Annotated in this window: 22 protein-coding genes; 13 read left to right on the top strand and 9 right to left on the bottom strand. The window is 40.5% G+C overall.

Features of this window, described 5'->3' with window-relative positions; all coding sequences use genetic code 11:
* Nucleotide 1: 1 nt before the first annotated feature.
* From nqrE to DX873_RS16270, 5 genes are read right to left on the bottom strand one after another with little or no spacing between them, the layout of a single operon-like run.
* Nucleotides 2-742: an NADH:ubiquinone reductase (Na(+)-transporting) subunit E gene (gene nqrE / locus DX873_RS16290; protein ID WP_116185554.1), complete on the bottom strand. Its 741-nt coding sequence runs from the start codon at nt 740-742 to the stop codon at nt 2-4.
* Nucleotides 743-752: 10 nt separating this feature from the next.
* Nucleotides 753-1400, bottom strand: a complete 648-nt coding sequence (locus DX873_RS16285; protein ID WP_116185553.1) for an NADH:ubiquinone reductase (Na(+)-transporting) subunit D — start codon at nt 1398-1400, stop codon at nt 753-755.
* A 1-nt stretch (nt 1401) separates the two neighbouring features.
* Complete coding sequence (locus DX873_RS16280) at nt 1402-2151, bottom strand: Na(+)-translocating NADH-quinone reductase subunit C (RefSeq protein WP_116185552.1); 750 nt, start codon at nt 2149-2151, stop codon at nt 1402-1404.
* Nucleotides 2152-2153: 2 nt separating this feature from the next.
* Nucleotides 2154-3416 (bottom strand): NADH:ubiquinone reductase (Na(+)-transporting) subunit B, encoded by a 1263-nt coding sequence (locus DX873_RS16275; RefSeq protein WP_116185551.1) that lies wholly within the window; start codon nt 3414-3416, stop codon nt 2154-2156.
* A gap of 1 nt (nt 3417) precedes the next feature.
* Nucleotides 3418-4770, bottom strand: coding sequence for a Na(+)-translocating NADH-quinone reductase subunit A (locus DX873_RS16270; RefSeq protein ID WP_116185550.1), 1353 nt, complete (start codon nt 4768-4770; stop codon nt 3418-3420).
* Between the two features lie 150 nt (nt 4771-4920).
* On the opposite strand from DX873_RS16270, the gene DX873_RS16265 reads away from it, so the two are divergent.
* The 8 genes from DX873_RS16265 (at nt 4921) to DX873_RS16230 (ending at nt 13444) form a co-directional block, all read left to right on the top strand.
* Nucleotides 4921-6165 carry a type IX secretion system plug protein gene (locus DX873_RS16265; protein ID WP_116185549.1) on the top strand — a complete coding sequence of 415 codons (1245 nt, stop codon included), beginning with the start codon at nt 4921-4923 and terminating at the stop codon, nt 6163-6165.
* 26 nt (nt 6166-6191) lie between these two features.
* Nucleotides 6192-7385, top strand: coding sequence for a DUF3667 domain-containing protein (locus DX873_RS16260; protein ID WP_116185548.1), 1194 nt, complete (start codon nt 6192-6194; stop codon nt 7383-7385).
* A 3-nt stretch (nt 7386-7388) separates the two neighbouring features.
* On the top strand, nt 7389-7775 hold the full coding sequence (gene apaG, locus DX873_RS16255) for a Co2+/Mg2+ efflux protein ApaG (protein ID WP_116185547.1): 387 nt from the start codon (nt 7389-7391) through the stop codon (nt 7773-7775).
* Between the two features lie 71 nt (nt 7776-7846).
* A complete protein-coding gene (gene pruA / locus DX873_RS16250; protein WP_116185546.1) occupies nt 7847-9475 on the top strand; it encodes an L-glutamate gamma-semialdehyde dehydrogenase in 1629 nt (542 codons plus the stop codon).
* 91 nt (nt 9476-9566) lie between these two features.
* A complete protein-coding gene (locus DX873_RS16245; protein WP_116185545.1) occupies nt 9567-10502 on the top strand; it encodes a GlxA family transcriptional regulator in 936 nt (311 codons plus the stop codon).
* 97 nt (nt 10503-10599) lie between these two features.
* Nucleotides 10600-11637, top strand: coding sequence for a DJ-1/PfpI family protein (locus tag DX873_RS16240; RefSeq protein ID WP_198412979.1), 1038 nt, complete (start codon nt 10600-10602; stop codon nt 11635-11637).
* Between the two features lie 71 nt (nt 11638-11708).
* Complete coding sequence (locus tag DX873_RS16235; protein ID WP_232520962.1) at nt 11709-12617, top strand: prolyl oligopeptidase family serine peptidase; 909 nt, start codon at nt 11709-11711, stop codon at nt 12615-12617.
* Nucleotides 12618-12772: 155 nt separating this feature from the next.
* A complete protein-coding gene (locus tag DX873_RS16230) occupies nt 12773-13444 on the top strand; it encodes a hypothetical protein (RefSeq protein ID WP_116185543.1) in 672 nt (223 codons plus the stop codon).
* Between the two features lie 259 nt (nt 13445-13703).
* Here the strand turns inward: DX873_RS16230 and rsmG are convergent, their stop codons facing one another.
* Nucleotides 13704-14345 (bottom strand): 16S rRNA (guanine(527)-N(7))-methyltransferase RsmG, encoded by a 642-nt coding sequence (rsmG, locus tag DX873_RS16225; protein WP_116185542.1) that lies wholly within the window; start codon nt 14343-14345, stop codon nt 13704-13706.
* Nucleotides 14346-14461: 116 nt separating this feature from the next.
* On the opposite strand from rsmG, the gene DX873_RS16220 reads away from it, so the two are divergent.
* Together DX873_RS16220 and DX873_RS16215 are read left to right on the top strand one after the other, a co-directional pair.
* Nucleotides 14462-15565 (top strand): fatty acid desaturase family protein, encoded by a 1104-nt coding sequence (locus DX873_RS16220; protein ID WP_116185541.1) that lies wholly within the window; start codon nt 14462-14464, stop codon nt 15563-15565.
* Between the two features lie 13 nt (nt 15566-15578).
* The gene (locus DX873_RS16215; protein WP_116185540.1) at nt 15579-16763 is read left to right on the top strand and encodes a pyridoxal phosphate-dependent aminotransferase; all 1185 of its coding nucleotides are present in this window, start codon (nt 15579-15581) and stop codon (nt 16761-16763) included.
* Between the two features lie 54 nt (nt 16764-16817).
* On the opposite strand, the gene DX873_RS16210 is transcribed toward DX873_RS16215, so the two are convergent.
* Nucleotides 16818-18308 (bottom strand): TrkH family potassium uptake protein, encoded by a 1491-nt coding sequence (locus DX873_RS16210; protein ID WP_116185539.1) that lies wholly within the window; start codon nt 18306-18308, stop codon nt 16818-16820.
* On the bottom strand, nt 18308-19657 hold the full coding sequence (trkA, locus tag DX873_RS16205) for a Trk system potassium transporter TrkA (RefSeq protein ID WP_116185538.1): 1350 nt from the start codon (nt 19655-19657) through the stop codon (nt 18308-18310). Before trkA ends, DX873_RS16210 begins: the two co-directional genes overlap by 1 nt.
* Nucleotides 19658-19853: 196 nt before the next feature.
* On the opposite strand from trkA, the gene ubiE reads away from it, so the two are divergent.
* Both ubiE and porT read left to right on the top strand, forming a co-directional pair.
* Complete coding sequence (ubiE, locus tag DX873_RS16195; protein WP_116185536.1) at nt 19854-20582, top strand: bifunctional demethylmenaquinone methyltransferase/2-methoxy-6-polyprenyl-1,4-benzoquinol methylase UbiE; 729 nt, start codon at nt 19854-19856, stop codon at nt 20580-20582.
* Between the two features lie 4 nt (nt 20583-20586).
* Entirely contained in the window at nt 20587-21285 is a 699-nt protein-coding gene (porT, locus tag DX873_RS16190) for a type IX secretion/gliding motility protein PorT/SprT (RefSeq protein ID WP_116185656.1), read from the top strand.
* A gap of 6 nt (nt 21286-21291) precedes the next feature.
* On the opposite strand, the gene DX873_RS16185 is transcribed toward porT, so the two are convergent.
* Nucleotides 21292-22011, bottom strand: a complete 720-nt coding sequence (locus DX873_RS16185) for a TrmH family RNA methyltransferase (RefSeq protein WP_116185535.1) — start codon at nt 22009-22011, stop codon at nt 21292-21294.
* Nucleotides 22012-22083: 72 nt separating this feature from the next.
* Between DX873_RS16185 and tamL the strand changes: the two genes are divergently transcribed.
* Nucleotides 22084-24621 (top strand): translocation and assembly module lipoprotein TamL, encoded by a 2538-nt coding sequence (gene tamL / locus DX873_RS16180; protein WP_232520961.1) that lies wholly within the window; start codon nt 22084-22086, stop codon nt 24619-24621.
* The last annotated feature ends 15 nt before the right edge of the window (nt 24622-24636 follow it).

The following is a 24636-nucleotide window of genomic DNA, read 5'->3' as shown; positions in this document are numbered from 1 at the left end:
TTTATCTGTTTATGACTTCGTTATAAGAGACTGCCTTTTCCTCATCATCAATCTCCTTTTTAATTTCTTTTTCTTCTATGGTTTCCACTGTTGTGGTGTCTGTAGGCTCAGGAGGTTCGTTGTCTCCTGTCAACATTCCACCAAAACTTTGGAATCCAATTCCCATCAAACCTGTTATGATAAAGGTAATGCCCAACCCTCTTAAGGGAGCTGGAACATTGGAGTATCTGATTTTCTCACGGATAGCGGCAATGGCCAAAATAGCTAAAAACCAGCCTATCCCTGAGCTAACTCCATAGTTAAATGCCAAGCCCAAAGATGGAATCTCGCGTGCCTGCATAAATAGTGACCCTCCTAAAATTGCACAGTTTACGGCAATCAACGGCAAGAAAATACCCAAAGAGTTATATAGGGATGGCGAAAATTTTTCTACCACAATTTCCACCAATTGCACCATAGTCGCAATGGTCGCAATAAATAAGATAAATGATAGGAAACTCAAGTTATAATCGGCATATTCAGGACCTAACCATACCAAAGCTCCGTCGCGAAGCAAATATTGGTCCAACAACCAGTTTAATGGAACGGTCACAGCCAATACAAAGATTACCGCTGCTCCCAATCCTACCGCTGTGGACACCTTCTTTGATACGGCCAAATAGGAACACATTCCCAAAAAAACCGCAAATACCATGTTGTCAATGAAGATGGACTTAAAAAACAATTCTACATGCTCTAACATACCTATCTTTTTATGCTTCTTCTATTAATGCTCTATTTCTTGAACGCTGAACCCATATAATGATTCCCACCACAATCAATGCTGCTGGAGGAATAATCATGAATCCATTGTTTTCATATCCTGTGGCGTATAATCCAGTTTTTGCTATTGGGTCACCTAAAACAGGAACACCGAAAAGAGTACCTGAACCTAATAGCTCACGGAAAAAACCAACGATAATCAAAATCACTCCGTAACCTAAGGCGTTTCCAATTCCATCCAAAAAGGATTTCCAAGGCCCGTTACCTAAAGCGAAAGCCTCAAATCGACCCATGATGATACAGTTGGTTATAATCAATCCAACAAAAACGGCCAAGGTTTTGCTCAATTCATAGGCAAAGGCCTTTAACACCTGATCCACAACAATCACCAATGTGGCCACTACGATCAACTGTACAATGATTCGAATTTTTGACGGGATGATATTTCGCATGAGTGAAATCACCACATTACCCACTCCAAGCACGAACAAAACCGAAAGTGACATCACTACCGAGGCCTTTAGTTCTGCCGTAATCGCCAATGCGGAACAGATTCCCAATACCTGAATGGTAATTGGGTTGTTATCCGCTAATGGATCTAATATTAGATTTGCATCTTTTTTTGATAGAAGCCCCATATTATTTGGTTCTAATTGTTTCTAAATAAGGTTTGTATAGTTTTAACGTCTCTTTGATCATAGCAGAAACTCCATTTCCTGTAATGGTAGCTCCGGCCAAGGCATCAACTTCGTTATCCTCTTTGTCATTGTTCAAGGGGTCGTTATTTCCCTTGACCACAGCGATTCCCGAAATACGATTTCCGTCCAAAACGGATTCGCCGGTAAAATCATCCATAAAATAGCGTAGCTTGATATTAGCACCCAATCCTGGAGTTTCTCCCTTATGGTCAAAAACAACGCCTTGTACCACCATGTTCTCATCCAAAGAAATGTAGCCCCAAATGGCATCCCAAAGACCTTTTCCATACATCGGGATGATATAAAATTTCTTATTTTCTTTCTCTCCGATAAACAATGGCAACTCAGCTTCATCACCATTTTTGATGATATTGAGTTGTTTCTTCATGTCAATGAGGTAGGATTCTTCCCTTTGTTTAGTTTCTGAACCGACCACTACCAATTGTTCCTTGATGTATTTAGAGAACTCTTCCTCAACAACATTGGTCGGAATGAAATTGACACTTCCTGCATCCTCATTTAGATTTACGCCCATGGCGTAAAGAATATTTTGTTGCTTTTCAAAACGTTCGTTCTCGTCGATACGAGGTCTCAGTCCCGATGCCAAAAAGGCAAGCAAAGAACCTACAATGACCACCATTACCATGGCGAAAATTACAGTGTAGGTATTTTTTTCTGTATTAAGTGCCATAATTAAGCTGTTTCAGTTTTTAATGCATCAACTTCTTCTGAAGTTTTGGGATGTATTGTTGCCGTTTTCAATCGTTTCATTCTTCGTTTAACATTGCCCCTTACCACGTAGTGGTCAATAGTAGGTGCAAAAACATTCATTAATAGGATGGCCAAGAATACACCTTCTGGGTATCCTGGGTTGAAGACCCTGATCATTACCGAAAGGAACCCGATCAAGAAACCGTAGATCCATTTTCCTCTATTTGTCTGGGAACCGGTTACAGGGTCAGTTGCCATGAACACAATTCCGAAGGCCAGACCACCTACTAGTAGATGCTGCCAGAACTCAAAGCTCATCAATCCATAAAATTTACTGTATTCAGGAATCCAGCCGGCATCAACGATACCGTTAAATATCAATCCCATGGCTAGTGAACCCAACACGGCGCTGAGCATAATCCTCCAAGATGCTATTTTAGAAAACACAAGGAAAAGTCCTCCAAGGAGAATCAATAGCGTTGAAGTTTCTCCCACTGAACCGGGAATAAAACCATAAAACATTTCTGCTAAATCATACTTCTGGAACATTTCGGTTGTGTTGCCCTGTGCCAAATAACCCAATACCGTCTCTCCAGAAATTGCATCTGCAGTTCCAGCCATATCCACGGCTCCATGCACCCAAACTTTGTCACCACTCATCCATGTAGGATACGCGAAGAACAAAAATGCACGAATAGTCAAAGCAGGATTCAAAATGTTCATCCCTGTACCTCCAAAGACCTCTTTACCGATTACAACTCCAAAAATAACGGCCACGGCCAGCATCCAAAGAGGTGTATCAACGGGAACGATCAATGGAACCAACATACCTGTAACCAAATATCCTTCTTCTACTTCGTGGCCTTTGATGACTGCAAACAAGAATTCAATGGCCAATCCTACTCCATAGGAAACAATGACCAACGGAAGTATAGTAATTGCCCCAAGCCAAAAATTATCCCAAGTAAGAAAGTGCTCAAACAGGGAAAAGTTTTCTGGAAATCCATTTATCGCAGAGTAGTGTTGGTAACCTGCGTTGAACATTCCGAACAGCAAACAAGGAACTAAAGCCATGATTACTGTGTTCATGGTACGTTTTAGGTCATCTGCTACACGAATATGTCCTCCCGAATGGGTGGTTTCATTTGGTGTATATAAAAAAGTATGGAGTGCGTTGAAGGCAGGTGCCATTTTCTTGCCCCTATACTTTAATTTTAGTTGATGTAATTTGTTTTTCATACCCATTTTATCCAAGTTCTTGTTGCAATAAATCCAATCCTTCTCTAATAATTTGTTGGTGTGGTTGTTTTGAGATACAAATGAATTCTGTCAAAGCAAAATCTTCTGGGGCCACCTCATATAGACCCAATTGTTCCATTTCATCCAAATCTTTGACCATACAGGCTTTTAGCAATTGCAACGGATAGATATCCATTGGAAAAACCTCCTCGTAACCTCCGGTTACCACAAAAGCCCTGTGCTCCCCATTGGTATTGGTATCCAAATCGTACTGTTTTTTAGGTTGGAGCCAGGAGAAAGTTAAAGCACGAGTAGTGGACATTTTATTGAATACGGGCTTGTTCCATCCGAAGAAATCATAATCATCTCCCTCTGGAATTGCCGTAACGGTGTTGTTATAGAATCCCAAATATCCTTCAGGGTCAGTTTTAGAGCCCGTAAGTACATCTCCATTGATAAGCCTGAACTTGTCCTCATTTACCCCACTGGCATACAAAAAGGTCGAAATCTCGGCCCCAATCTTCGTAGTGTAGTATTTAGGGCTCTTAACAACCGATCCCGCAAGGGCAATTGTTCGCTCTGCATTGAACTTACCGGTAAGCAACAACTCTCCAATAATCACTAAATCCTGAGGTGAAACGGTCCAAACCACTTCTCCTTTGTTTACGGGATCAATTTTATTGATTTGGGTACCCACTAAACCAGCTGGATGGGGTCCCGATATTTTATGCAGGGTAATCCCCTGTAATTTTTGAAGAACAGAACTACTGGATTTACCTATAGTAACATGCACATGCCCTGGGGTGAGTTTTCCCAATGCGGTAATAGCTGCCTGTATTTCATCAAATTTGCCTTCCAGTACATAATCTGCATCTGCCGCTAACGGAGCCGTGGTACATCCCGAAACAAAAATGGCCTTGGGCGTAGCATCTGGATCAGCAATTACGTCATAAGGACGTTGTTTTACAAACGGCCATGCCCCTGATTGCAACAAAAAAGTCTTTAAGCCGTTGGCATCAACACTATCTAAATCTGGGGTTTTATTGAAAACATACTCTTGTTCCTTGTCTGCCAGGATCTTCAATGTTAAAATTTTTCTTCTAGCTCCACGGACTATTTCCACCAACTCTCCGCTCACAGGTGACACAAAGCGCATTTCCTCTTTGTTCTTGTTGTAAAAAAGAGGCTCTCCCGCTTTTACTTCTTCACCTTGTTTGACCAACATTTTTGGTATAATTCCGTGAAAATCATCTAGGTTTAGGGCGTAAACGTTACTCAAAACGGCTTTGGAAGTAGTCTGCTCTGCCGCCCCTACGAGGTTGATATTCAACCCCTTTCTAATCCGGATGTCTTTAGACATATTGTTGTAGACCTTTTGTTATCAAAATTGCGGCAAATTTAGCACTTAAAGGATTGTTTTCATAATTATTGTCCATAAAATTGGGATTACATCGAGCTAAATTTTCAGGGCACACTTTTTGTTTACCTTTACCCAAAAAATATGCACTAAATGCGCATTTTATTTAAACAATTGTTCTTTTGCTTCTTTATTTCCGGCCTATCTGCACAGGTAATGGAGGAGGTAAATCCACCCGCCCATATTAAGACCGTTATCTTCAAAGGACCAACCGAAGATCAGTTCCCGGTTATCCAATTGGGTGAATCCATGACCTTGGAATTTGATGATCTCACGGCCAAAGAACAAGACTATTATTATAAGATTATCCATTGTGACTACGATTGGACTCCTTCACAATTGTTGAAATCCCAATATTTGGTAGGCATGGACAATCAGCGCATCATTAATTACGAAAACAGCTATACAACGCTTCAGCCCTATTCCAATTACAGATTGACCATCCCTAACCAGAATATAAGATTAAAGGTAACCGGGAATTATGTACTTGAAGTGTACAACAGTTATGGAGACTTACAGTTTTCTAGAAGATTCGTGGTTTATCGGGATGCTGTATCAGTTGCCGGTATTGTAAAACGCTCTAGGGATTTCAATTTCTTAAATGAAAAACAGGTCGTTCAGTTCTCTATTAACACGGCAGGTTTTCCAGTGGTCAATCCTAAAAAGGAGGTGAAAGTGGCCATCATACAAAATCATTTTTGGCCCACCGCGCTTTACAACATTAAACCACAATTCACTATTGGAACGGAACTGGTTTACAAGTACGACCAAGAAACCAGTTTTTATGGCGGTAATGAATTCTTGAACTTCGACACCAAAGATCTACGTTCTCCAACATTTGCAATTTCAAAAATTGAATTTAAGGAGCTGTACAACCACTATCTGTTCACCAACGAGTATCGCTTCAATGAACCCTACACCTATTTTCCTGATATAAATGGTGACTTTGTGGTCAGAACCCTCCAGGGAGATGATGTTTCCCGGGAAGCTGAATATTCCAAAGTACACTTTAGCCTGCCCTATACCAATGACATTGGCCTAGACCAAGTGTATGTGGTTGGAAAGTTCAACAACTATGATCTATCCGAAGAGAACAGAATGGTATTCAATTCCGAAAATGGAAAAATGGAACTGGCTTTTCCCATAAAGCAAGGATTCTATAATTATAAATATGTTGTTGAACGCCAAGATGGCTCAGTGGACCTTAACCATGTTAGTGGGAATTTTCACTTTACAGAAAACAACTATCTTATTTTAGTGTACTACCGGGATTTTGGAGATTTGTATGATAGTATCATTGGTATTGGGTCTGCAAACTCCAGAACTATTAGCAATTAGTTATCTTTAGCCAAATCCTTTCAGGAATGGGCACAAAAAAAGGTTTGATCACCAAGGGGCGGTACGAGCTTAAATTTCGAGGAACGGAATGCCTTAATTGTGGGCATATCTTAACCATAGATGATAAATACTGCCCTAACTGCGGCCAAGCCAACAGTACCAAAAAGTTAATCCTAAAGGATTTTTTTGATGAGTTTTTCTCCAGCCTCATCAATTACGACTCAAAACTTTTAAAAACACTCTACGCACTCCTTATCAAACCCGGTACCATTACAAAGGACTACGTTCAAGGGAAACGCATCTCATATACCAATCCTTTTCGATTTTTATTGAGCCTTGCCTTTCTCTATTTTTTAATGTTCACCTATAACAGCAATCTTTCCAACCTAGATGATATGGGTTTAGCGGACAGGTTAAAACAAAATGGCCCCATCTTTAGTTTTAATAATGGTGAAACCGTCTCTGACACTACAAATATTCAACAACAGACTGAACAAGTACTTGGGCACCTTGATTCCCTTGAGAATTTAGAGAGAATTCCCATCCCAGGAATCAAAAAGAATTTGGATTCACTACAAATCGCAATAGACCAAGGAATCCAAAATGAAGCAAGAAAAGATTCTTTTATGGTTGCCAATCCCAGAAAGTATTTTGAAAATCTTCAAAATGGGAATTCTGCCAGTCTTACGGAAAGAATGGAGTTTTTCTACACATTTTTAAGAAGGGACTCCGTCAGCACCTTTAAAGATGTACAAGACAAATATGGAGTTAGAGACAGCTGGAAAAACAGGATTGCCTTTAATGGCTCTAAAAGTTCTTTGAAAGCCATTGCGCAGCCAGGGACATATTTAAATAATACAATTGGTAAATTGCCTCTCGTCATCTTTTTCTTTTTGCCTCTGTTCACCGTATTCATTTGGATGGCATACATCAGAAAAAGACACACCTACACCGATCATCTCATCTTTAGCTTTCACAACCAGTCATTATTATTTATATTGCTCATCCTTAGCTTGATATTGGATACTGTTTTGGATATTACAAGCGCAGGTATTTTTATCACTATTTTCAGTGTATACCTATTCTTGGCAATGAAGCGGTTTTACGGGCAGGGAACATTTAAAACAATTGTCAAATATCTCTTTCTGAACACTATATTTACCATTTTGGCAGTATTGGCGGTAATCTTGTTGTTTACAGGGAGTATTTTTACCTACTAAAATATGTTCACCCAAGTAACAAAAGGAATAAAAGTATCGGTACAGACCACATTTGAAGGCACTTTCTTCAAAAACTACAAGATGCACTACGCATTTGGCTATACCATCACCATCGAGAATTTGAGCAAGGACACTGTTCAATTGACCGCACGTCACTGGGATATTTTTGATGCACTGAAAGAAATGGAGACCATTGATGGCGAAGGAGTCATAGGTAGAAAACCTGTACTTAAACCTGGTAAATCCCACACCTATAGTTCTGGATGCTTATTGGCTTCACCCATTGGTGCCATGAACGGGTATTATGAAATGGTGAACTTTACCACATCCGAGGAATTTGAAGTGGATATTCCTACTTTCAAATTTGCAGCTCCGTTTGCCATAAACTAGGCCACATCTTTCTTAATCATTTTCGGTTTCATTACCTTTGGTGGAATTTTTAACACATAAAAAATATCACCATGGGAAAAGGATTTTTTCAAGTTCCATCTGCTTATAACGAACCGGTAAAAAGCTACGCGCCCGGTACACCAGAACGAGAAGAAGTACTTAAACAATATAACGATTATTACAACGGAACCGTTGAGGTACCACTTTATATTGGATCTGATCAGATCAAAACCGGGAACACAAGACCTATGTCTCCTCCACATGAGCATCAACATGTGGTAGGACATTACCATCTTGCAGAAAAGAAGCATGTTGAAGAAGCCATTTCCAACTGTTTGGAGAGCAGAAGTGCTTGGGCCAATCTTCCATGGGAGCAACGAGCGGCAATTTTTTTGAAGGCCGCTGAACTCCTTGCCGGACCTTATCGTGCAAAAATCAATGCGGCCACCATGATGGCCCAATCCAAGACCATACACCAGGCCGAGATTGATGCTGCCTGTGAATTCATAGATTTTCTTCGGTTCAATGTAGAATTCATGTCACAGATCTACGCTGAACAACCAGAATCTTCAGATGGAATTTGGAACCGAGTGGAATATCGTCCATTGGAAGGGTTCGTATATGCCATTACCCCGTTCAACTTTACGGCAATAGCTGGAAACCTTCCGGCCAGTGCGGCCATGATGGGTAATGTAGTGATTTGGAAACCTAGCGACAGTCAGGTTTTCTCAGCCAAAGTTATTATTGATGTATTTAAAGAAGCTGGATTGCCAGATGGCGTTATCAACGTGGTGTTCGGAGATCCTGTTATGGTTACGGAAACTGTACTTTCCAGCCCAGATTTTTCCGGTCTTCACTTCACAGGATCAACCTTCGTCTTCAAAGAACTTTGGAAACAAATCGGAACCAACATCCACACCTATAAAACTTACCCAAGAATCGTAGGGGAAACAGGTGGAAAGGATTTCATCGTAGCCCACCCATCTGCAAACCCAAAACAAGTGGCCACTGCCATTGTCAGAGGTGCCTTTGAGCTTCAAGGGCAGAAATGTAGTGCCGCTTCCAGAGTATATCTACCTAAATCCATAGCCAATGAGATTCTTGATTTAGTGAAGGCTGATGTAGCCTCTATCAACAAACCTGGATCTCCTGCCGACATGAGCAATTTCGTTACGGCAGTTATCCATGAAGGATCTTTTGACAAATTGGCGAGCTATATTGACCAAGCTAAAAAAGATGACGAGGTTGAAATAATTGCCGGTGGAGGATACGACAAATCTGTAGGATACTTTATTGAACCTACGGTTATTTTAACGAAAGACCCAAAATACACCACCATGTGCACTGAGCTTTTTGGACCTGTCGTTACCATTTATGTCTATGATGACAAGGATTGGGCAGAAACACTCAAGTTGGTTGATGGCACTTCGGAATATGCATTGACCGGAGCTGTTTTGGCAACTGACCGATATGCCATTGAGGAAGCTAGCAAAGCATTACAAGATTGTGCTGGAAACTTCTATATCAATGACAAACCGACTGGAGCAGTGGTAGGGCAACAACCTTTTGGTGGGGCGCGAGCCTCAGGGACCAACGATAAGGCAGGTTCTGCTCAGAATCTTCTGCGTTGGGTTTCTCCAAGATTGATAAAAGAGACTTTTGTAGCTCCAGAGGATTATCGTTATCCATTTTTAGGCTAAACCAAAACCAATTTTAAAGTTTGAATAGCCGTTATCCTTATAAGGATAACGGCTATTTTTATACCTTCAACCTTCATTAAGTTTCAACATCATGGGAGCTGATCATCGTGTATTTTTTCTTGTCCCTCCAGAAGTACAGCTTCTGGACATTACCGGCCCAGCTCATCTTTTTTATGAAGCCCAGGAATACGGTGCAGAAATTGAAACCTTCTATCTAAGTTTTGAAGAATCGAACAAACAAATCTCATGTACTGGACTTCTGCTTGGAAACCTGATTCCGTTTAGTGAATTTACACTTGCCTCCAACGACCTAATTTTTATACCGGGATTTGAGTCAAATTATTTTTTATCTCCCAATTTTAAGTTTGAAAACAGAACGTTTTTGGAATGGCTTCGGGAACAACATGAAAATGGGGCCAAAATCTGTTCAATATGTACCGGGGCATATATTCTGGCTCATGCAGGCTTACTTGATGATAAACACTCCACCACCCATTGGAAGTATCTTGAGGACATTCAATCGAGATTTCCCAAAACCAAGATTTTACCAGATAGGTTGATTGTAAAAGATGGCAATATCTATTCCAGTGCTGGGGTTTCCTCAGGAATAGATTTGGCTTTATTTGTGATGGAAGAGCTTTTCGGACCCGTTTTCACCACAAAAATTGCCAAGGAAGTTGTCATTTACATGAGACGTACCGAAAGTGACCCTCAATTGAGTGTTTTTTTACAATATAGAAACCACATCGAAAATCGGATTCACGAGGTACAGGATATCTTGGCACAAAACCTAAGGAACAAGATTAATATCACTGAGCTGGCCGAGAAAATCCACATGAGCCCGAGAAATCTGACCAGATTGTTCAAAAAAACTACGGGAATCACCATTGGGTCATACTTGGATAAACTTCGGATTGAAAGGGCAGAACAATTGCTTTCGAGCGGTTCAAAAGTTAGCGCTGTAGCCCAGGAATGTGGGCTTCAAAGTGCCAATCAACTTAGAAATCTTCTCAAGAAAAAATCCTAACCCTTAGAGAAAAGTAGCGGTTATTGTCCCAATACTGCGGAAGTTTGTCCTTTTCCCACCTTTTACTTTGGCATAATTTTGACCAAATCATCAAAAAATGAACAAAGTAATCCTATTTACCGTAATGCTCTTGAGCTCAATTTCAGGTATGTCCCAGAACTTTCAAACTTCAAATGAAATTTATGTTTGCCCTCCTTGTGGGAGCGAATGCGATAAAACCGAACACCATGGTCCAGGCGTTTGTAAGCATTGCAACATGCCTTTGATCAAGAAAAATGCAGCCAAAACCATAGCTTTCTATCTTCAGGATGGCGTGGAAGTGCTTGATTTTGCAGGACCATTAGAGGTTTTTGCCTATGCTGGTTACCAGGTTTTCACGGTTTCAGCCACACAAGAACCCATTAAATCCCAAGGAGTACTGACCGTGGTCCCCGATTATAGTGTTGAAAATGCCCCAGAAGCCGATATTCTGGCATTTTTTGGAGGAAACTCGGGAGCAGCATCACAAAACAAAAAGGTCATAGAATGGGTAACCAAACAAAGTGATGTGGACTACCACTTCTCAGTATGTACAGGTGCCTTTGTGCTAGCGGAAGCTGGCATTTTAGATGGAAAAATAGCCACAACTTTTCATAGTGCCTTGGATAATTTAGAAGCAGGATATCCAAAAATAGATGTCAGAAAAAATGTTCGTTTTGTGGACAATGGAAAAGTCATTACCACCGCTGGTATTTCTGCCGGAATTGATGGCGCCCTGCACTTGGTAGCAAAGCTTCAAGGACTGAACGCAGCCAAGAGAACTGCATATTATATGGAATATGATAATTGGAACCTTGGGGATGGTCTTATTCTGGCCGAGGACAATCCTTACCTTAAAACTGTTCAGGTTTCTTTCCTTAAAAATTTTGAAGGCACGTACGAACACAAAAACGGGGGTAAACTTGAATTGGTCTATGATACAAAGAACAACAATCTTGTTGCCCTTATGGATGGAAATGAATTCCCTATTTACCATGAAACCGAGGATGTTTTCTCCGATGTTGGTGGTGAACCTGTTTTCTTTAAAAGAAATACCAATGGCGACATAGAGGGATATGCTCAAGAAGAAAATGGAGAAATCTTCAAAAAGCTATAATGTATCTGTTTAAACATGCAGTTTTACTAGCAATATGTGGATTATCCCTGTGCTGTGCAGCTCAAGAAACTATGTACAAATGCCCTCCATGTGCTTCAGACTGTCATGATACCATCTATAATGCACCTGGAATTTGTCCGGTGTGCGAAATGGCTCTAGTTGAGATAAAGGACAATCAATTTGAAGGGTATTCAAAGAAAAAAGTTTCCATTGAAAGCAAGGGAATATCATTAAACGCAGCGTATTACGCCCCCAACAACAAGAATACCTTAAAGGGAGCTTTGGTTATAGTCCATGGTTCTGCACCTTCGACATATGAAGATGTGAGCTACTACACCAAAATAGGAATTAAGTTAGGTATGGCCGTACTGGCCTATGATAAAAGAGGAGTTGGGGGATCAGGAGGAACTTATCAATCCTTTACGGTCGAAGGAAGTAAAAATTGGTTCAACTTACTGGCATCTGATGTATTGGCTGTTATTTCGTGGTTAAAAGAACAGCCCGAACTAGAGAATGCTAAACTTGGGCTTTTAGGAGGTAGTCAGGCTGGCTGGATTATGCCCCTGGCCGCCTCAAAAACAAAAGAAGTCGATTTTATGATTATCGGAGCAGGGGTTGCCGTTTCGGCTGGGGAAGAACACTTTTTTAGTCAGCTAACCGGTGATGGAGAAGAAAATGGCATTTCAATACAAGAAGCTCATAAAAAACTCGAAGGTTTTCAAGGAGAAAAAGGCTTTGACCCAACAAAAATTTTAAAACAACTTAGGACTAGTACCTTATGGTTTCTGGGCACCAACGACCCAGTCATTCCAGTTGATGCCACCATTGAGGAGCTCGAACGGATCAATAATCCAAATTTTGAAATTGTTTTATTGCCCCATGGAGATCATAACTTTAGGAATACCAAAACCGGAGAACCTTATAACCTTATTGGTTTTATTCAACCTTGGTTAACCGAGTCTGGAATATGGAACAAATAGAGCTTTATCTAATCTGAAAAATTTAGAATCCCCCAACACACCTTTCATTTCATCATTGCACCGTCTACTTTGCAATTGCCAACAAAAGGTTAAAGTAGATGAAGTACTTCCTTGCTTCTGACCATAGGCTTATTTTAGTGTAAAATCATCTAGAAATGAGAACTATAACTGCCTTGGTTTTATTCTTGTTAGCAACCCACATTTCTTTTTTCCAAGAAACCAAAACCTTTGTAAAACTATTGGAAAACAATGACCTTATTGCTTCCAATGTAATCATAAAAGACACTGTTCATAAGGGAGTTAATGCAGTTAGAGTACTGGATGATGGCAACAATACGGAAGCCAAGTTTGTTAAAATTCCTGATTTGAATTTTGACTCTGGCACAATAGAAGTTGAACTTGCTGGTGCACCCATGACAGGGGCTTCTGCAAATGCTAGGGGTTTTGTGGGCATTGCTTTTCGCATTAGCGAGGATGATTCACGGTTTGAATGTATTTATCTAAGACCCACCAATGGAAGGGCCAGAAACATGATACGCCGTAACCATTCCGTTCAATACATTTCGTATCCGGAGTTTCCCTGGTTTAGATTACGAAAGGAGTTCCCAAAAAAGTATGAAACCTATGTGGATTTGGCCCCAGGAGAGTGGACCAAGGTCAAAATTATGGTCCAAGGAGAAACCGCCGAGTTATATGTTCATGGAAGTGATCAACCCACTTTAATCGTAGATGATCTAAAACACGGAGGCGATGGTTCCGGAAGTATCGGACTTTGGGTTGGTCCCGGAACAGAAGCCTATTTCACCAATCTGACCGTTACCAAGTAACACATTTCATTCTTTTTTTTTACAAAATCAGCTCTCTTTTTAATCCATCTGGAAGAGAATTATTTTGATGATGCAGTTTTTTTATGTAAATTTAATGTAAATTAATTGTTAATTTAACGTAATTGATTGACATGTACCCCATAAAAAAAACACTACGAACATTGAGGAGGACGCTAACTGAGCGCTTTGACGCCATGTGGAGTTATGCCAAAGAATACTCAAGAAAGTGTAGGATAGTATACTACAACATGAGGAACATTTAGGCCCCTCCTTTAAATTTTTGAGGTAAATACACCACTTTTTTGGTTTCAAAGAAATCTTCTTGGAAATAATCCTTCAAATCAAAGATTTGAACAGTCTTGTACTCCTTTAGCTCATCCGTTAGGTCGCCACCTTTGAGGTATAGTATGCCATTTTTTCTTTCATGGGCAGAGTCTTTCTTTATTTTGCCCTTGGTCCAATGAACAAAAGTGGGCATAGCTGCTACTGCCCTGCTTACAATAAAGTCAAACTGCCCAGAAATCTCCTCTACTCTAGAGTGTTTTGCAGTCACGTTTTCAAGTTTTAACCCATCAATCACCTCCTGCACCACTTTTATTTTTTTCCCAATGGCATCAACCAGGGTAAACTTCACTTCGGGAAAAAGTATGGCCAATGGAATTCCAGGGAACCCCCCTCCCGTTCCTACATCCAAAATTTCGGAACCTTCATTGAAACGCTGTATTTTGGCAATTCCCAAAGAATGTAGCACATGACGCAGGTATAATTCATCAATATCCTTTCTAGAAACCACGTTTATCTTCTTGTTCCAATCCTGATAAAGGGCCTCTAAAAGGGCAAATTGACTTTTCTGTTCATCAGAAAGGTGGTCAAAGTACTTAAAAACAAGGTCCGAGTTCATATTGCAATCTGTTAATTTTCCCCAAAACTAATACTTTTGCTCTCCTTAACATCGTTGTATACATTATCTATGCATTCCGAAGGTCAATTTGGTTACCTTTGCAAAAACTTTTTTCTATGAACAATAGCCCCATCCGGTTTTCAAGAAAGGATTCAACTCAATTCTTCAGAACACTAAACAAAAGAGTAAACCAATACTTTAGTGAAAACAAAATAAAAAAGACCGGAAATTGGAAACTTCACCTGAAGACCATTGTGATGTTTGCCCTCTTTTTGACTCCCTACTTTTTAATGCTCACCCTTGACTTGCCCTTTTGGGCCTATGTCTTGCTATCCATAACCATGGGTGTCGGAATGGCCGGAGTTGGTATGAATGTAATGCACGATGGTAATCATGGATCATATTCCAATAAAAAGTGGGTTAACAAGTTAATGGGCGGTAGCATTTATATCCTTGCTGGAAATGTATACAACTGGCAAGTACAGCACAATGTATTGCACCATACTTATACCAATATCCATGAGCATGACGAAGATATGGAAGCAGGGCGAATTCTAAGGTTTTCAAAACATGCCGAATGGAAAAAACACCATAAATTCCAACACTACTATTCCATTTTCCTATATGGTCTTTTAACCTTTAATTGGGCAATTACCACGGATTTCCAGCAGATGTACAGATACATGAAAAGAAAGCTGTCCTATGGCAAATTACCCAACCCGGTAATGAACTGGAGCACGTTGGTAATTACCAAAATGATTTATCTCACCATCTGGATAGTACTTCCATTGATTTTTGTGAACATAGCCTGGTGGCAAGTTTTATTAGGTTTCTTTATTATGCACTATGTGGCCGGAGTAATTTTGAGTGTTGTTTTTCAATTGGCTCATATTGTAGATGATGCAGAAACTCCACTACCTGATGAAGAGGGTAATATGAAAAATACATGGGCAATACACCAATTGTTTACCACTGTAAATTTTGGAACCAAAAACCGAATCATAAACTGGTTTACGGGAGGACTCAACCATCAGGTAGAGCATCATATTTTCCCTAACATCAGCCATATTCATTACACAAATATTTCCAAAATTGTGAAACAAACAGCTAAGGAATTTAATTTGCCGTACAACGAATATAAAACTACCAGAAAAGCTATAATTTCGCACTTCAAACACTTGAGGGAGCTAGGAAAAAATCCTGCACTTCAGTACCAGTAAAACAATGTGACCAATGAGCAACCACTTATCTGACAGGATCCAGAAAATGTCCACGTCGGCCACTTTGGCTATGGCCGCCAAAGCACGAGAACTTAGAAACGAAGGAAAGGATATCATTGGATTGAGTTTGGGTGAGCCTGACTTTAATATCCCGGATTTTATTAAAGATGCCGCCAAACAAGCCATTGATGACAACTATAGCAGCTATACTCCGGTAGATGGTTATGCGGAGCTTAAAGAAGCTATATCAAAGAAATTTAAGAGGGATAATGATTTAGAGTACAAACCAAGTCAAATTGTGGTGTCCACAGGTGCCAAACAATCCCTTTTTAATGTTGCGCTGGTTGTGATAAATCCAGGGGACGAGGTCATCCTTCCCGCTCCTTACTGGGTAAGTTATAGCGATATTGTAAAATTGGCAGAAGGTGTTCCCGTTGAGGTAAAAACCGGTATCGAGACCGATTTTAAGATGACCCCGGAACAGCTTGAAGCTGCAATTACCCCAAAAACAAAGATGCTGTGGTTCAGCTCGCCATGTAATCCAAGTGGTTCAGTTTACAGCAAAGCTGAACTGGAAGGATTGGCCAAGGTACTGGAAAAACATCCGGACATCTTTGTGGTTTCCGATGAAATCTACGAGCACATCAATTTTACCAGTGGTCATGTGAGTATCGCTGGGATAGAAGGAATGTACGATCGGGTCATCACCGTAAATGGTGTATCCAAGGCGTTTGCCATGACCGGTTGGAGAATTGGTTATATCGGTGCTCCAGAATGGATTGCCAAAGCATGTACTAAACTTCAAGGGCAAGTTACCAGCGGTGCCAATGCCATTGCGCAACGATCAGTAATTACAGCTTTAGAAGCTCCCAAGAGTAAAATACAATACATGATTGATGAGTTTCATCAAAGAAGAGATATTGTTCTTCAACTTTTAGGAGAAATTGAAGGTTTCAACGTGAATGTTCCCGAAGGGGCTTTTTATGTTTTCCCTGATATTTCATCATATTTTGGGAAAACCTTAAATGGGGTAAAAATCAATAATGCTTCGGATTTTGCCCTATATCTATTGGAACATGCCAATGTAGCAACGGTTACCGGAGAGGCTTTTGGCAACCCCAGTTGCATTAGAATATCCTATGCAGCATCCGAAAAAGAGCTAAGGGAAGCTATTGCCAGAATCAAGGCAGTAGTCTAAGTAAAAAATCTCGCAAGAATATAAACCTCTCGGACCAGTTTCCTTGAGGTTTTTTTATGTCTTTTTCCAAAAATAGGGAACAAATAAGATTAGGACAGTAAAAAGCTCCAACCTACCTAGCAACATTAAAAATCCGCACCACCACTTTCCAAAAGCGGGCAATTCGCTAAAGTTGACGACTGGATTGAGCTCACCCAATGCTGGACCCACATTGCCAAGAGAAGAAGCCGCTCCACCAATCGCCGATTCAAAATCGAGCCCCAAGTATCCCAATACCAAGGCACCTATAATAAATAGAAGCATGTACAAAACAAAAAAGGCTATGATGTTGTAGACAATATGTTCACTAACGGTTTTTTGGTTATATCTCACCGGGATTATGGCATTGGTATGCAGAGTTCGCTTGAACTCTAAAATTCCGTTCTTAATGATGAGTAAATGGCGCATAACCTTGATACCACCTGCAGTTGACCCTGCTGACCCCCCTAAAAACATCAATCCAAAAAAGAATACAGTCAAAAATGGGGTCCAATTGGTAAAATCTGCGGAAACAAATCCTGTAGTGGTAACAATGGCAATTACCTGAAAAAGCGCATGCCTAAAAGCGCTTTCTGCCTCGCCCAAAACCTTTGGGTGGTAATCCGAAATAGGAACATTCGCCTGAAAATAAACTATAAAGCCAGCTATGATGGTGAAAACAACCACTAAAGTGGTATAAACCTTAAACTCCTCATCCTTCAACACGCGTTGTACCCTTCCCGTAAAGGCAAAATAGCTCATTACAAAATTTGTCCCCGCCAAGAACATAAAGACAATAATAATGTATTGGATCAGTGGTGAATCATTCCAATACGCCAAACTTGCATTTTTGGTTGAAAACCCTCCGGTTGACAAGGTCGAAAGTGCATGGTTTATCGCATCAAAAAAGGACATCCCCGCCAATTTTAGAAAGATGGTCTCCACCACGGTGTATCCAAAATAAATAAACCATAACCGCTTTGCGGTATCAGTAATTCGTGGATGCAATTTATCTCCCCCAGGGCCGGGTGCTTCAGCCGCGAACAGCTGCATTCCCCCAATTCCCAAAAGTGGCAGAATTGCTATGGCGAGCACAATAATACCCATACCGCCAATCCAGTGGGTGAGACTTCTCCATAGGAGAATTCCCTTGGGCAAGGATTCTATATCATTAAGAATGGAAGCTCCAGTAGTGGTGTAGCCCGATATGGTTTCAAAAAAAGCATCCGTTACCGAGGGTATGGCCCCAGAAAAAAGATAGGGTAGCATTCCGGATATGGACATTATCACCCAACCAAAGGTGACCACCATATATCCTTCCTTACGTTTTACTTCCTTTTTATGACCCCTGGTGTAGAACATGGCCATTACCCCAAAGAGCATGGTGACAATGGCCGCAAGGGCAATATCCAAAGTAGCGCCATCTTTATAAATGCCACTGGCAAACGTGGCCAAAAGCATAAATGACCCATTGCACAGGAGCAAAAGCCCCATAATATGGATAATGATACGGACGTTAAAGTTCATTAGAGGAAGAGTTTTTCTATTCTAGGGATAGCTTTGGGCAAACAACAGACCACAACGCGGTCCCCTTCGGTAATCTTAAAATCACCAAGTGCAATGATACCCTCATTATTACGGATTACCCCTCCAATAATCGCTTCCCTTGGAAAATTAAGTTCACGGATTATCTCTCCGTTGACCAATGAAGTAGCTTTCACCTCAAACTCCAAGATTTCCGCATTTAAATTGTTCAAACGGGTTAGCGCAAGCACTTCTCCTCTTCGGATATATCTAAATATATTATTTGCGGCCAGAAGTTTTTTGTTGATGAGCGTATCCACTCCAATGGAATGGGACAACTGGAAGTAATCCATATTTTCAACCATGGCGATGGTCTTCTTTATCTTTTTTGACTTTGCAACCAGGCAAGACATAATATTAGTCTCCGAATTACCAGTTACCGCAATAAAGGCATCCATGGAGTCCAAACTTTCCTCATCCAGAAGCTCCACATTCCTACCATCACCATTGATGACCAAGGCATGTGGCAGGTCATCAGCTAGATCTAATGCTTTTTCCTTGTCTTTTTCCACAAGTTTTACATTGAATTTCTTGCTGCAGAGATCTCTTGCCGTCTTGAAGCCTACCTTACTTCCCCCGAGGATCATCACGTTTTTGATTTCCTTTTTCTGCATTCCGGTAAGCTTATACAACTCATCAACCCCTTTATGCGAAGTAATAAAATAGACCTGATCACCCTCTTTAAAAACTGTATCGCCACGAGGAATCAATGTAAATTGTGTACCCATACGTTGTAGGGCAATGGGCATAAAGTGAATTTTCGGGAAGATCAATGCCGCTTCCTTAACCATTTTGCCCACAAAAGGAGCCGATTTTGGCAGGAATACCCCAATCATGGTCAACAGTCCCTCTTCAAACTCATAGGTATCATTAAATGCAGATTGGTTCAGCAATAGCTGAATTTCCGTTGCCGCCAGTTCTTCGGGAGAAATTAATTCGTCTATACCAAGATCCTCAAACTTTATAAGCTGTCTGTTATCCAAGAACTCTGTATTGGATATTCTGGCAATGGTTCGTTTACATCCCAATTGCTTGGCTAGAAAGCACAAGGTAATATTGGTGGTTTCCGATGCCGTTACAGCTATGACCAGTGCTGAACTTTCGACCCTGGCTTCACGAAGTACCTCAATAGAGGTAGCATCCCCTCTAAGCACTCTAATGTCAAGGTGGTTATCGGCGTAGGCCAAACTTTCTTTGTCGGTGTCTATCAATGTTATGTCCTGAGCTTCGTAGGACAAAAGTTTTGCCAAATGAAAACCTACTTCACCAGCTCCCGCAATAATAATTTTCATTGATCAGAGTAAGATATGTTCTTAATACTATTTAATCCGTGTCCACAATCGGTTAAAAAAGAAAAGGGACCACAGTCCATAAAACGGATTCTCAACATAATATGGAAAAGTTTTCCATTGTGCTGGGCAAAATTACATAAATATTTTTGTACCCCTTCCCTATCCCAAATTGTATATTTGCCTGCAAATTTCATTAATGTCCGAAAAAGTAAAGCCATACAAAGATTCCGACCTGGGAAAAAAGGACCAGGTTAAGCAAATGTTTGATAACATATCGAACAATTATGATGGTCTCAACAGGGTCATTTCCTTTGGAATTGACATAAAATGGCGGAAACGTGTGGTCTCCATCCTTAAGAAAAAACAACCCGAGAACATTTTGGACATTGCAACCGGAACAGGTGATTTGGCCATTGCCATGGTACAAACCGGGGCTAAAAACATAGTTGGACTGGATATTTCTCCAAAAATGTTGGAAGTTGGAAAATCCAAAATTCAGGAGAAAAAGCTGGACCATCATATTAAAATGGTAGTGGGCGACAGTGAAAACCTGCCTTTTAAAGACAACACTTTTGATGCTGTTACTGTTGCCTTTGGAGTACGTAATTTTGAAAATCTGGAAAAAGGCCTGCAAGAAATCCATAGAGTTTTAAAATCATCAGGTACCTTGGTCATTCTAGAGACTTCCGTTCCACAAAAAACTCCCTTTAAACAGGGATATCGTTTCTACACCAAATATGTACTTCCGGTAATTGGAAAAATATTTTCCAAAGACCGTTCCGCATATACCTACCTAAGCGAATCTGCTTCCGTTTTTCCACATGGTCAGGAATTCAACAATATTTTGGGCAAAATTGGGTTTATAGGTATAGAGAACAAACCCCAGACATTTGGGGTGGCATCTATATATGTCGCTACAAAATAATTTGATGAAAAACATTCTTTTGTTCACCATGCTGGCACTCCTTACCAGCACAAGTTCCCTGGCCCAATTTAGAAAGGACCCTATTCTCAATCTCCAAAATGAAGATAAAAAGTTCTTGAACTGGGGGTATTATCTGGGTTTTAACCAATATGATTTTCAGTTTGAGTATAAAAATGATGTTGGACAGGACATTTTGGTAGACAAAAGCTTTGGGTTCAATGTTGGGCTAATTGGTGAAATGCGTATCAACGAATTTTTGGATGCCCGTTTTGAGCCAGGATTGCTCTACACCGCCCGAACCTTAGGTTTTCCAGGATTTACTACTCAGGTTGATGCCATAAGGGAAGTAAAATCAACCTATATTAGATTTCCATTACTCATCAAGGCCAGCGCCAAGAGATTTGGCAATTGGAAACCTTTTGTAGTTGGTGGGGTCTACACATCCATGAACCTAGGGAGTAAAGAAGATAGCTTGGACGACAATAGCAGCGGGGAATTCAGGATGAAACAAAATGTCTATGGTTACGAACTTGGTTTTGGAATAGACATTTATACCGAATACTTCAAATTTTCTCCTTCCATTAGAGGGGTATTTGCACTGACCGATGAATTGGTCCCTGACGATGACCCCAATAGTCCATGGACAGGAAACATTGATGCCATGCGTACAAGAGGGTTCTTTATCAATCTTACTTTCGAGTAAGATTTGTCAATCCCTTCTCACCTCATTGAGAAGAATGGCCGTAGCCGTGGCCACATTTAAACTTTCAGCAGTTTCGGGTCCAAATTGAGGTATAGCAATTCGTTCAGACACCAATGCCTCTATTTCTTTGGAAATTCCATTGGCTTCATTTCCCATAACCAAAATCCCAGCCTCTGGCAATTTTTTACCGTAGACCACATCCCCATCCATAAAAGCCCCATAAATAGGTGCCCCTGAATTTTTGAGGTGCTCTTGCAAATCCGTGTAAACCACATTCACCCTGGCAATAGAACCCATAGTGGCCTGAAGCACCTTGGGATTGTAGCAATCCACGGTATCCAAAGAACAAAGAAGGTGCTCAATACCAAACCAATCACATAATCGTATGATCGTACCCAGATTTCCCGGATCTCTAACAGAGTCCAAGGCCACAACCCAATCTTTTGTTACAATTTTTTCTGATTCTGGAATATGAAAGACCCCCAAGATTCCACTAGGGCTGGACTGACTGCTCATTTGCTTCATGTCGGATGCCGAAACGGCCTCCACATTGGGAAAATCGTGGACTTCTTGAGGTTTATCAGAAAACAACCCAAAAACTTTGCACCCTGCCTCCAAAAGCTCCCTAACCGACTTTTTTCCCTCAACAACAAACAGCTTATGCTTAGTTCGGTACTTTTTTTGCTGTAGGCTTGTAACTAGTTTAATTTGGTTTTTCGTAACCATCTAAATCGTGTATTTTTGGCGTCTATGAGGGGTTCTTTCAGTCTATTGTGCAATTGGGCAAAAATAGGATTAATGTTGCTTATGTTGGCCATGACAAGTTGCAACACCCTAAAAAAAGTTGGTGATGATGAATTGTTGTTGACCAAGAACAGCATTTATGCCGATGAGGAGAAAATCACCGACAGCGATATCAAAAATTTAATTGTACAAAAGCCCAACAGTAGTGTTTTGGGCTATCCGCTTCGCCTGAACCTTTACAATCTTGCCAAGGAAAACCCTGATTCCTCCTTTCAAAATTGGTTGCACAGAAAAGAAAAAAGGGAAAAAAGATTGAACAATTTCCTTTCTAAAAAACAAGTGACACGTTTAAAGGAGTCTTTTGTGGTCAGCGGAGCAAGTGCATTTCTGAAAAGGATAGGAGAACCTCCCGCGATAATTGATACCACACTGGCCCAAAAAAGTGTAGATCGACTGGAGGCCTTTTATAGCAGTAAAGGTTATTTCAATAATTCAGGGTCGTTTCAAGTAGTCAACAGTAAAAGAAAGAAGAGAGCCGAAGTAGAATATCATGTTGCGCTCAAAAAGCCTTTTATGATTGATACGGTACAAAAAAACATTAATTCCGTTCAATTGGATTCCATTTACGACAAAACTGCAGAGCAATCACTCGTGAAAGCTGGAGATCAGTTCGATTTGGCCAAATTCAATCTGGAAAGAGAGCGTTTGACCAGTCTTTTTAGGAATTCAGGAGTTTATAACTTCCAGGAAAGTTCCATTAACTACGATATTCTTAGGGATACCTCGGAAGTAGCCAACGACCAGTTGATGGATGTTCAACTCAACATTCAACAACCAAGAAGTGCGGACACTACTGCCATTGATAGTGAATATCGGGTACATCGATTTAAAAAAGTAAACATTTATGCCGACTACTTGATTGGTGGTAGTTTAGATTCCCTTAAGTCCGTGGACTATGAGAATTATACCATTTACTACAACAACGAATTAAAATATCGTCCCAAGGCACTTACCGATGCCATTTTCTTTGAAAAAGATAGTATTTATAGGGATTTGGACAGGATTAGAACCTATCGTCAAATTACCAACCTCAACACATTTAAATACCCCAACGTAGAATTTATTCCCGATACTACCCAAGCTCAGCTGATTTCAAACATCTATCTGGCGCCAAGACCTAAGTTCTCCTTGAATCTGGATTTGGATGTAACCCACTCCAACATTCAACAAGTTGGGACTGCACTCAGTGCCACTGTAATAACCAGAAATGTATTTGGTGGCGCCGAGACCCTAAATGTCTCTGCTAGGACATCTATTGGCCTTTTGAGCGATGCCTCCTTGTCCAATGAAACCTTTACTTCAGAAATTGGTGGTGATGTCAATATAACCTTTCCGAGGATATGGTTCCCCTTGAACACAGAGAAGATCATACCCTATTATATGCTTCCTCAAAGTAGATTCTTGGTAGGTACCAATTTTCAAAAAAATATCGGTCTTGATAAAATATCACTTAACACCGTTCTGTCTTATAACTGGTCTCCCACGATAAGTGTGAAAAACAATGTGGAACTATTGAATGTGGAGTTTGTTAGAAATGTTAATCCCGATAATTTTTATAACGTTTACCAAAACACCTACAGAAGCTTGGACGATATTGCGGATGAATTTCAGGATGACCCCCAATATGCTTCTTTTTATGAAGAAACTGAAAGTATAGTAGATCCTTTGCGCCTATCTATCCCCGAAGGTGCAAACAGTTTTGCACAGGCCATTTTGGACAATCAGATTGCCGTAAGTTCTGATACACTTTCCATTGTAAGGAGTATTGAGGAACGAAGAGATCGTCTTACTGAAAACAACCTGATTTTTGCCACCAATTATACCCTTTCCAAAAACAGCAAGACGGACATCAATGACAATGATTTTTTCCAGTATAGAATTAAACTGGAAAGTGCTGGAAACCTGCTTTCCTTGCTAGAATCTGTAGTTCCCTACAATAAAAATGACGATGACCAACTGTTGGTGTTCGGGGTTCCTTTTTCACAATATTTCAAAACAGAATTTGATTTTATCAGACACTGGGAAATTGGAAATTCCAGTGTTATAGCCTTTCGAAGTTTTATGGGCATGGCCGTACCCTACGGAAACTCGGAAAGCATCCCATTTGTTCGCAGTTACTTTGCTGGGGGATCTAATGATAATAGAGCATGGAATGCTTATGAATTGGGGCCGGGAAGAACCGACAACATCAACGATTTTAACGAAGCTAATCTAAAACTGGCTTTTAACTTGGAATATAGATTTCCTATTGCTGGAGATGTAAAAGGTGCACTTTTTGCAGATGCAGGGAACATCTGGAATGTTTTTGATAGTGAGGACAATCCAGATGCCATTTTCACAGGTTTTAACTCGTTAGCTGATATTGCCCTAGGTACTGGTTTGGGGCTTCGTTACGACTTTACCTACTTTGTTTTTAGGTTAGATGTAGGGTTCAAGACCTACAACCCTGCCGAAGAAGGAAGTGATCGATGGTTTAAGGGATACAATCTTAGAAATGCGGTATTTAATATAGGAATCAATTATCCCTTCTAGAGTAAATAATTTATT

Origin of the sequence: Flagellimonas nanhaiensis, assembly GCF_003382275.1 — a bacterium.
Classification (GTDB): Bacteria; Bacteroidota; Bacteroidia; order Flavobacteriales; family Flavobacteriaceae; genus Flagellimonas; species Flagellimonas nanhaiensis.
This window is presented reverse-complemented; position numbering and strand designations above follow the sequence as displayed.